We start from the raw sequence: 10,864 nt of genomic DNA, 5'->3' as shown, positions 1-10,864 counted from the left end.
GCTTCCGCCTACTCCATTCTCCCCAGCATAGCTGGGGGATTAGGCTTTTCATTAATAGAATCAACATATTTCAAAAGACGTACGTGAGGCATATAAAAATCTTCAAAATTAAGATTTCCATATGTATCAAAGTCATAATCCATTAATAAAGAAGAAACACAAGTATTTACTCCACTAATGTATCCAAACAATTCTTGTAGTCTTGGAGTATCGTAAAAATCAGTAGCTTCTAAATTTTTATGCATTAGAAAAAGATACATAAATACAGTTAAAATGTATCCCTCTTTTCTGTCAAACGCAGCAGCCGCTTCAGAATTAATGATTCCCTCCAATTGTTCTTCTCGTAGGTCAAACGATTCATATCGTTCTTTAATTTCCTTTATCGTCTTCGGACTCAAGCTATACAAGCCATCTTGTAGACCGTTCAATTTCTCTTGTAGTCCAGGCGTTTCATACTGCTCTTTAAATTCTCTCATTATTTCAGGACTTAACCTACACAAAGCTGAGTCCTTATACATTATTGACTCCTGAATTGCTAATAAAAATTTATCATACATAGCATTTCCTCTGTTTTATTTCCTAATTATAACATAAAAATAAGTTGATGCATATTTTCGCTTTCATATACATCAACTTATATACTCTTTAAAATTTCATTTTCAAATTTCTAAACATTTTTTTTCATATCGGAGTCTAGAAAAATACCACACCTTTCCTTGAATATTTCGGCAAATCCGATTATCCAAAAGATATGCTTCTGCACATAACTCCGGATTATCCTTTTTCCATCCGCTCCTATCCAGGAATTCTTCTATAGAATCATATATTTCAATGCAGTCAGCCGCTGCTATGAGTCTGCCAACATCTGTCTCGTTTATGTGGATATCAAATTCCCGCATGAGAAGGATTTTAAAGCCATACCGTACCATGGAATTCTCTTTGATCTGTGACAGGTCAATTGTCATCTACTTCCACCTCCTTCCTAGCGAACAAATCTTCTACTCTTGTTACACCCAACTTCGATTCCGTTTTTTTGCCTGGTTTTCTTTTGGGCTTTGCATCTACTGCGAGCGGTTCTTCACACGCTTCATCCATACTGGATTTAGGTGGAAATGAAATAGATACCTCATCATCCTGCTCCATATATGAAAAAGGCTGTTCCTGTGCTTTTTCCTTTTCCCATTCTTTGTGCCAGTCCGGTATGTGTTCCACTACTTTTTCCAGCCGGAGATTCTTTGCATCTTCATGCTCGGTATAGTCCATCTTCTGGAATTTTAATACATTATGCCCGCGGATAATCAGGATTCCCTGATTTAGGGGATAACGAAGCACCTCGTCAGGAAGAAGAAGCTGTCTTTTTCCAAGGGATTTTGACTCTGAATATTCCGGTACATAATCCGTTGCCCGGATGGTATAAAAGTTTTTCCGGACAGAAGCCACCGATACCGTAATCTCTCCAGTCCGGTCACTGTAGTAAGTCGCAGTTGTCATATCATTACACCCAAGGAATATTGAGAAATCGCATCCTCCAAGAATCTCTTCCCACTGATTGTCTGGGTAACGATTCTGAAGCTGGGGAATATTCTGAAATAAAATGCTCATTCCAATCCGTCTGGATCTGGCTGTTGCCAGCTTCTTTTTAAAATCCGGAACGACACCGATGTTTGGAAATTCATCGAGTATAAAACTGACTGGAACCGGCAGCACACGATCTTCTGTCCGGTCTGCAAGGCGAACCAGTTTTATGATCAAAAATGAAGTGAACAAGGTTGCCAGCATATCAAAGGTAGAGTCCTGATCCGACGTAATACAAAAATACGCACATTTTTGTTTTCCCGGAAGGGTGAGGTCGATGTCTGTATGACTGGTAATCTGCTGTACCAGTTTATTCTGTAAAATCTGCAGCCTGGTACCAAGCCCAAGTACCGCATTTCCCTTTACTTTTTCTGCTTTTGCAAACAGCTGGTAAGGTCCTTTGGCCGGATGATTGGTTGGCAGCCTTTCAAAAATGGAATCCAGCATATCTACACTTTTATTCAGCAAAAGCATATAGGCTTCTGCAAATGTCCTCTTCTCTGGCGGATATTCCTCGTATACGTATAGGCAAAGAGCTTTTAATAAATCCATTTCCACATTGTCGTAAAAATGATCAAATTTATCTGTAGTATTTCGGATAACCACATCACAGAATACGTCGATCAGCTCTCCCTCATCAATTTCCGCCAGACAGTTCCAGGCATCAGAGTGTATCAGCTGAATCAGGTTAAACTGCTTCACCACATACCCGTTTTCTTTTAAATAGGCACATAAATCCTCATATAGTTCCGATTTTGGATCTGTAATAAACATACTCTCACCGCGGCGCACGCACTGTAACGCCATTACTCTTGCAAAAGCCCTGGATTTCATGGATCCCTGGGAACCGCAGACTGCTATATTCCGGTTCAGCCTGGAATCCACCGGAAGGCTCAATACATTTCCAGTTCCAATCTCCCTGCCAAATATGATTCCATTTATACCATCCATTGTTTTATCTGCCCTCAGAATTTCCGCCAGTTCCTTATCTCTCATAAATCCCGCAGTTCCATAAGTACCCTGGGTAGATAATTCAAAGCCGCGTTCATCCTGAAGTGGATTCACCCGTCCCCGATAAATCACAAGAGCCATCAGAAATAAGAGAATTAGAATGGAAAATAATATCCACATCCTGCCTTTGGTACTGGTCCATCCTGCCGCCATGCAGTGAATGGGATTTAGATCAACATTTGCATCGTCCAGGAGGATTTTTAAAAATCCTCCCAGATATCCTGCTAATAATACACCTCCACAGATAACTGCCAGTAATTTTCTTTTATCAAATTTTTTAAACATCCTTTTTCCTCTCTTCACCTCTCAGTTCCTCAGTCATATGGTATTGGACCAGATTGTCGTAGTAACTACACATGGTATTCACGGAATTATACAGAACTGTAAGAAGCACTGCCCGGATATTTCTGGCCTTTGTGGTATTTGAATCCATGCTGAACAATACAAAGTCAATATGTTCCTTTTTTAGCTTTAGAAATTGTGCTTTTACCACATTCACTGGTTTTTCCTCCCGGTTCACTCGGATTACAGCTGCAGTTGAAGTCATTACATCCACAATCAATCCCAAAATTTCTTCAACCCTGCTGTCATGGGGATGATCCAATATCAGGTTATCATACTCAATCTGCTCCTTTACCTGTTCTGCCACCTCCCGATACGAAGGAATAGAAAAATCTATGTTGTAATCTCTGTATGTATTCTTTGTATATGTCTCCCCCATATCGGAGACAGCTGTCACTTGTTTCGGGGATACCCTCTCACTTATTTTAGTGACCCCTGTCACTTTTTTCGGTGGGGGCTGTCCCCCAAATAAGTGATAGGGGGTATCTGATATCCCTACGGCTGCATTTTCCAATGTTTCCGGATAGGTTAACTGAATCAATACGTCTACATCCAGATCCAGGAACATCACATTGGAGTAAAGCTGCCCTTTAATGCTGACGGTCCGGAATACCCTTGTTACCACTCCCAGCTTTTCCAATTCTACTACAGCATTTACTGCATCACGCTTGGTTATTCCAAACTGATCCGCTAACTGCTGATAGTTTCTCTGCAAAATGTCCGCCTGGAATTTCTTTTTAAAGCCGCACAACTGCCCGGTTGCCTCATCCCGGATTTCCACGGGTCTGTACCAGTACACAATGTCTGCCAATATGATAATCGCATTCAAGTTGGGTTTTGCGGTTTCTTTTTTGATCGTATGATACCAGGTGGACGGGATCACATTCCCAGTAAACTGCAGGCGACACATCCGGTCTACCGTCGGACTTCCTGTATCAAATGGATTGCACATAATGCACCTCCCTGACTAGGCTATAGGCTGCGTCTATTTGCCCTTAGCCAGAAATTCCATTATTTTATCTGTATTCAGCTCACGAACCCTCACCTCCTCTCCAAAATACTCTTTAAGTATATTTGCCTGATAATCCATACAGATGATTGTCCCTTGCTGTTTCCAGCCAATTTCCTGCTTAACACGGCATAAATGGCGCATATCCAATTCATGGCAGAAATAAATTGGCTGCATGTCTTTATCAAAGCCCTCACTTAAGGCGTATTGTTTGCGCCTTGGGTACTTCACCAATGTTGTCAGCAATTTTTTTAGCTTCTCTCGTTTCCAGGAAGTTAGTAAAAGCTCCATCTGAACCTCTGCGTTATCTATCCGCGGAACATAATAATAGCGCACGTACACATCATCTACCTGATATAGATTTTTTCGAACACCGCCATCACTGTTTAATAGTACAAGAAGAAATTCCATGTTGTCTCCCAAGATAAGCGAATCAGCCTGTCGTAGTCCTCCACCAATTAACAGCATGCGTTCCGTCCAGGTTCGCATTGCAGTTTCCATTTTCTTGGCCCACTTCATTCTTTTCGCCATGGTGTTATAAACGACATAAGCTGTTTCCCCGGTAAGCAGCACGCCGCATGCTCTGGAGCCTTTAATTGCATCTGTATTTTCTTTGTATTCCAGACTGCCATAGTACACTGCTTTTTTCCCACTTTTTTCAAACCCATTTCCCAGATCCGGTTTCTGGCTTTGAAAAATCTCAATACCCATCTTCATAAAAAAGACCCATACCTCGCTCATCCGATGAAGCCGCAGCCTCTTCTCCGGTTCACTTTTCACATGGTTGGTCTGTGCAGATCCGGAAAGAAAAAAGAAAAGGTCATCTTCATACTTCTCCAGAAGATACCTTTTCCCTTTACTCCTCAACACATATCCCTTAAATCCTCCTGCATTTCTCACAGAAATATAATGCTCCTTTTTTAACCTGGTAATAAGAGCTGCTGCATAGGTTTCTGATCCTACAATCTCTCCAACCAGGCCTGCTGGCAATTCCCCTGAAATCGCAATCAGTCTTAACAACACATCCTCCTTTTTCATTTCCACCTCCCACTCAAACTCAATAAGAATCTGTACCCTATATGTTGAATACTTGGGTATCTTTTCCGGATTCCCATATCCCAAAATACCTTGTTTTTTAGGCGCTTGAATGCCTATTCTATATATCGAATTTTCCTACTCTTAAAGTGCTTCTTTTTCGATATCCAAAGACTGGCTTTTTTCACGGATCCAACCTGGAAATCGGCTTGACTCCATCACAAATAAAAAAGTCCCGTCTTCCGTACCCAGCCTGGTCATATGAAAGGTATCTACAAAAAGGCCGCTATCCGATTTCAGATAAAAGCTGGAAATGATATCCAGAACATGCTTCTCTTCAATGTTGTCATGATCCCGCACCCGTCCCGCTAAAGGCAATTTTTTATTATACACATGCACAAAACATACAAGGCACTCTTCATATGATGGTAGTTCCATGCCATTTTTCACCTGCTTCATACACCAGTTCTGAAGTGCCGTATGGAGCGGTTTATATAAAAAATCCGTATAAAAATCTTTTCTATGGGGCATCAGGAGCGGTAATGCTACCTTTACGATTCCCTCAGAAAATTCCACCTCAATTCCATGGATGGTCACAAGCTCCGCCTTGTAGTTTTCGTATTGGACTGGATTAACTGTCACTTCTAAGGTAAGCCTTCGAAGCTTATCTGTTAATTTTTCAGCTGTTTTTGCAGCTTCTAACACCAGTTCCGTGAAATAATCATATTGTAGTTCCGATTTTAAACGGATACATGAAGTAAGAACATTCCGAGACTCTGCCATATACTGCTCCATCCGCCAGCTTAAAGCCTGTGTCTCATCCAGCTGACCTTTAATTTTTCCAAACGGCTCAGTGCTATTCTTCTGATCCGCATTGACTATATCGGTAATACTCGACTTCCCCACCTTCTTTCACCACACAATACCCAATCACATTCGCTATGTGAATCGCTGATATATAATCAGGATTTTCGACTACAATAATGTGACCGCAGCTGTCAATCACTTTCCTAGAAAACAGATTGTTTACCACTGTAACTTCCGCCTCTGAAATGTACAAAATATCAAAGATTTCTCCCTCACCATAAAAAACAATCCTCACTGGATACTCTTCCTTTGAAGCAGGAAAATGTTCCTCCACCTGTTTTTTTTTCCTAACATCAAGCAGTACCCAGACTGCATTCATAGTTCCCAGATCCTTGTCAGCAATTGTTTCCTCACTTGCTGCCACCACTTCCAGTTCAGGATGAATAAAAACCTGCCTCTCTTTTTCCAACGCCTTAAATGCTTTTCCCACAAAATGATCTCTGCCATCTAACGCAAAATAATCATAAATCTGTGCCTTTTCCAAAACATGATATTTCTGCACAAGCTCTCTGGTTTCAGCAATGACAGGTCTTTGTTTATTTTCCATTTTTTCAATACCTCCCGAAATTTTATCACTTTTATCTATGACGCATAAAGGACGTTTTCTTTGCGTCATTTATAACAACATTCACCATTTTCATACTAATACGTCTTGTTAGTGTCTTTTTATACGTCATTAATGACATTTATCACACTTTCAAATGCGAATGCGTCATATATGCTGCATTCAATACGTCTTTAAAACATCTTTTGTACGTTATTCCGTGTTTCCATAAGCAAAGTCTCCATATTTTTGAACCCGGTCTTTTAATTTCTGCAAATCTTTCCTGTCTGTTGTGATCAAATCTTTTTCTAACTGACTTGCTTTAAACTCTACAACCAGGTTATTACTATTTGTTGAAATTAATCCACAACCTCTCTCAAAGTGAACAATGGAATTAACTTCTGCTTCTGATAAGTCCAGTTCCTTTTGTATCAGTTCTGCCTCTGCCACCTCTAGGTTTAAAATGATTTTGGTCTTGGCGTTGCTTAAAATACCTCTTCCGATCTTACCTCCATTTAACTCATAATAATCTACAAGATCCTGCGATGCACTGATTGCCGCCCCGCCATAAGCACGAATGGTTTTATAGATTTCCTGGATGTAGTCAGCTGCAAGTTCATTAGATGACAACAGCTTCCAGGCTTCATCAATAAAGATTGCTTTTTCCCTGGTTCGGTCCTCTTTCGTCCGTGACCATACATAGTCCAGAGTCACAAACATCCCAATCAACAGATCTCCCGATAATTCAGAAATATCCAGCACCACATATTTATTATTCAGATCCACATTGGTCTGCTGGTTAAAGCTGGCTGCAGAACCGTTTACCAGACGTTTTAAGATATTCGCAAGCCGCTTACACTCTTCTTTTCGAAGAAGAACTTCATGTAAATCACCCAGGATTGGCATTTTTCTATAACAGCCCGGTTTTATCGGATCAAACAGGCTCTGGTTATCATGGGTAATTCCTTTTTCCTGATAACAGATTACCATAGCTTCATCCAGGAGCTGCTTTTCCTCATGCGTCATATCTGGCACCAGAAGACTGAAAAAGATATGCAGGCTTTGAATCTTCACGGCAAGTTCCGATCTTTCCGAAACATATCCATCCAACAGCTCGCTGGTTACTTTATCTGACTGCCTGATCTCCATAACATTGATACAGTTGGAGGAGGCTGGCGAAATCTGAATAAACGTTCCTCCAATATTATTGCAGGCTCTGGCAAATTCATGCCCTTTATCCGGGGCAATGATAAATACCTGGATATTTTTCCGACGCATGCGGAGTGCCATAAGCTGCATGGTAAAGGTTTTCCCGGATCCAGAGGTGCCAAATATAACCATATTGGCATTCTTATAAACAGCTGTATTAAATATATCTACCAGGACAAGAGAACTGTTTGCCTTATTTACCCCCATCAGAATACCGTCTTTATCCGACATCTCATAGGCGGTAAAAGGATAGCAGGCTGCAGCTCCTGATGTTAATACATTTCGTTTTGACCTTTCATAAATTCTTTTATCCAGACATAACAGGGGAAGAGAGGACAAAAATCCCTGCTCTTCCCCAAACAGACACCTGGATACCCCAATATCCTGCGAATTTAACAGCTTTATCATCTCTTTTGAGCGCCATTCTACCGCCCTCGCACTGTGTCCTGTTACAGTTACCAGCGTACTCATATAGTAAAATTCTTCACTTCCAGAGAGTCCACGTTTCAAGTAATAACCTGCCTGAATGGATTCACTTAAGCTGTCAAAATCACTGTTGGAATCAAAGGTATCTTTTATTTTGGAGCGGTTCAAACGAATCCGCCGCCCAATCCGCTCCATACTTTTATTTTTATCCTGGCGAAAGAAAAAAACATCTATATCAATCCCTTCACCAGCATTGATAAGAAGAGAAAGCCATCCAGCAGGCACCCTGGAACGGTATCTGCCAGATGGGATGTAGAGGTAGGCATGATACACGCCATCCACAATCACATATTTATAACTTTTAAAATTTAATGAATTTGGTGCGATCAGCTCTGTTACTGGAATTTCTGCCACACTTTCTTTCCCATTTTCCAAGATATAATGTTTTCGGACTTTTTCAATACGCTCATCAAGCGTTGCCTTCAAGCTGGTATCCCGGTTTAAGAGCTGGTAAAACACTTCCACACAAAACCGGGTTTCATTTTTATGCTCCAGAACTACGTTTCCGCACATAGCAAGGTATTTTTTCGCTGTCTGTACCGCCGATTGCAAGTATAAAAACATATCTCTTTCATTTACGGATTTGGTTCCGCTTAATGGATATTCAAAAATGAGAAAGAAACGCCGTGTAATGGCTTCCCTGGTTCCCAGTTGTGTCAGGAGCTTTGCATAATCTTCCTGTAAAGTCCGACACCGTTCATCTGTTTCCTGTTCTGCTTCTCTTCGTATCTTCTCTATGTAATCCTTGATATCCGCCTTTTTGGATAAAATCTTGAACTGTAAATTAGGCGGTGCAATTTTCAAATAGGACGCAAAAGAATATATAATGTTTCTTTTTTCAGATGCAGAACGTAATAGGAAATTGATGGGTAAAATCTCTATGATCTTAATGTAACTCTCATCTTTTGTTTTGATCACACCATTTCTGATCTGGCTGACTGGCAAATAGGAAGACGCCCAGGTTACCGGAAGGATATCCAGGTCACTGCTGTTCTCTTCCCTGCCTTTTGCTTCTACTGGTTCTGTATCATTGACTGGAATAGGCTGTTTTTCTTTTCCAACTTTTTCGCCAGCCTGCACCGCCAGATTTTTCCGAAGACTGCGTTCTTCTGCTTCCTGTTCATGGAACCGGACCGCAGCTTCCCTTCTTTCTTTTTGTGCCTGTAGTCTGTCTTCTTTTTTCCGAAGCTTTTCTTCCTGCACATCCTGACGCTTCTGAAGACTGGCAGATTTCTTTTTCTCACGTTCCTGCTGCCGTTTATCCTTTTTTTCTAGTTTCTCGGCTTCTTTTGCCTCCTTCAGTTTCCTCTTCAGCTCTTCGATTTCGCTTCCGATCTCTGCCACCCTCCTTTTTTCTCTTTTTGCGTTCCCGTCTACAGCGTTTTTTCTGCTGCTTCCGGATACGGCGGTTTCTCTTTAAACGGTACTGACTGCTTGGCTCTGTCAACACACGCCGTTTTACAAGATATGAAAACAGCTGGATAAGAAAAGAGGAAAGACTTTCGCCCTGGACACCGATCACCGCCAATATCACAAGCGGCAGAATCAGGATGATCCCGACATAAATCTTCCCTTTTATTCCAAGATTTAAGAATACTAAAAAGCGGATTCCAACGAGTGCCAAAAATGCCGCTTCTACTACGTTTCGGGCTTCTGCCCTTCCAGAGAACAAGGTTCCCTCTGATACGTTTTGTCAAGGGTGTTTAAGAACTTTTTTCGCTGTCATTCAAAATCAGACGCTTGATTTTGTCGCTCATGGTTTCTTTGCTCGTTTCACTGAAATGGATTTTGACGCGGTAGGTGGTCTTTCCGATTTTCTTTATCATTACAGGTGGCGCGGCTTCCTTTACGGTCAGAGGGGAAGCGGTTGCGGGGGTGCTGCGGTTGCTGGTGTCGTTGTTCATAGGCTCTCCTTTCCATGAGAAAAGCCCCATGCGGTCATACATGGGGCGGTGGTTTTGAGGTTGAAGTGGCGAAGTGGCAAAGTGGCAAGGTATCTGGGTTTTGCCACTTGGATTTTGCCAGTTCACTTTTTTAGGGCGTGATACCATGCTGCGCCGATACGCTTTGAAGTAATGCGCCCGTCAAGGTTTTTCTTTGCCGCCCGGACAGTACGGGCAGAAATCCCCGCGTCGGCTGCGGCTTTCTCTATATCCTCGCTGGCAAGCTCTTTTCCGTCTGCCAGTAGGTCAAGTATCAGCTTTTCAGCCTGTTCGGTTTTGGTGGCGTTGTTGCCGCCCGCGCCGGACAGCAACTCGTCGGCGGTTATATCATATTCGCCTATCCACTCAAAGCCTGTTTCCGGGTCAAGGCAAAAGGCTACGGGCTTTCCCTCCGGCGCAAGGGAAGATTTGTCGTGAATGATAACGCGCACATTCGGCTCACGCTTTACGCGCCCAATAAGAAGCACGCTCCGGGCGGCTGCGCGGAAGTCAATAGAACCTAAACCCCGGTATGCGCTCTGCCCTCCGGCAGCTTTGTTGAGATGTCCGATAAGGATAACGGCGCACCCGGTACGCTCGGCAACATCGGCAAGGCGGCGGAACATGGGGCGCACTTCGTTTGCCCGGTTCATGTCGGTTTTTTCGCCCATGTACGCCTGTATGGGATCAAGGATAATCAGCCGCGCCCCGTTCTGCGTGATTGCCTTTTCTATGCGCTCATCGGACAGGGTAAGCTCCCGCTTGGCTTCATCAATCACAAGCACCCGGTCAAGGTCGGCTTCTGCTTCCATCAAGCGGGGTTTGACGGTATCGCCCAAACCGTCTTCGGCGGTCTGGTAAATC

10 protein-coding genes are annotated in these 10,864 nt (G+C 42.5%); all 10 read right to left on the bottom strand.

The features are described from left to right. Nucleotides 1-8 precede the first annotated feature (8 nt). On the bottom strand, nt 9-557 hold the full coding sequence (locus tag DWZ38_RS21285) for a hypothetical protein (RefSeq protein WP_117855308.1): 549 nt from the start codon (nt 555-557) through the stop codon (nt 9-11). Between the two features lie 102 nt (nt 558-659). Further along, nucleotides 660-965 (bottom strand): hypothetical protein, encoded by a 306-nt coding sequence (locus DWZ38_RS21280; RefSeq protein ID WP_117855305.1) that lies wholly within the window; start codon nt 963-965, stop codon nt 660-662. After that, nucleotides 955-2,871 carry a VirD4-like conjugal transfer protein, CD1115 family gene (locus DWZ38_RS21275; RefSeq protein WP_117855303.1) on the bottom strand — a complete coding sequence of 639 codons (1,917 nt, stop codon included), beginning with the start codon at nt 2,869-2,871 and terminating at the stop codon, nt 955-957. Before DWZ38_RS21275 ends, DWZ38_RS21280 begins: the two co-directional genes overlap by 11 nt. Beyond that, nucleotides 2,864-3,880, bottom strand: coding sequence for a DUF6017 domain-containing protein (locus DWZ38_RS21270; protein WP_117855301.1), 1,017 nt, complete (start codon nt 3,878-3,880; stop codon nt 2,864-2,866). The genes DWZ38_RS21275 and DWZ38_RS21270 overlap by 8 nt, the downstream gene beginning before the upstream one ends. A 33-nt stretch (nt 3,881-3,913) precedes the next feature. Then, nucleotides 3,914-4,975, bottom strand: coding sequence for a hypothetical protein (locus DWZ38_RS21265; protein WP_178105407.1), 1,062 nt, complete (start codon nt 4,973-4,975; stop codon nt 3,914-3,916). A gap of 141 nt (nt 4,976-5,116) precedes the next feature. Continuing rightward, nucleotides 5,117-5,878 (bottom strand): DUF6100 family protein, encoded by a 762-nt coding sequence (locus tag DWZ38_RS21260; RefSeq protein WP_243000479.1) that lies wholly within the window; start codon nt 5,876-5,878, stop codon nt 5,117-5,119. After that, nucleotides 5,829-6,386, bottom strand: a complete 558-nt coding sequence (locus tag DWZ38_RS21255) for a DUF5697 family protein (RefSeq protein ID WP_117855298.1) — start codon at nt 6,384-6,386, stop codon at nt 5,829-5,831. The genes DWZ38_RS21260 and DWZ38_RS21255 overlap by 50 nt, the downstream gene beginning before the upstream one ends. 210 nt (nt 6,387-6,596) lie before the next feature. Beyond that, the gene (locus DWZ38_RS21250) at nt 6,597-9,422 is read right to left on the bottom strand and encodes an ATP-binding protein (RefSeq protein ID WP_243000476.1); all 2,826 of its coding nucleotides are present in this window, start codon (nt 9,420-9,422) and stop codon (nt 6,597-6,599) included. Nucleotides 9,423-9,781: 359 nt separating this feature from the next. Next, nucleotides 9,782-9,982, bottom strand: coding sequence for a transposon-encoded TnpW family protein (locus DWZ38_RS21240; protein ID WP_022473970.1), 201 nt, complete (start codon nt 9,980-9,982; stop codon nt 9,782-9,784). A 122-nt stretch (nt 9,983-10,104) separates the two neighbouring features. After that, a partial coding sequence (locus DWZ38_RS21235) for an AAA family ATPase (RefSeq protein WP_147343045.1) occupies nt 10,105-10,864 on the bottom strand: 760 nt, incomplete at its 5' end.

Origin of the sequence: Ruminococcus sp. AF31-8BH (assembly GCF_003460605.1) — a bacterium.
In the GTDB taxonomy this organism is placed as follows: Bacteria; Bacillota; Clostridia; order Lachnospirales; family Lachnospiraceae; genus Blautia_A; species Blautia_A acetigignens.
This window is presented reverse-complemented; position numbering and strand designations above follow the sequence as displayed.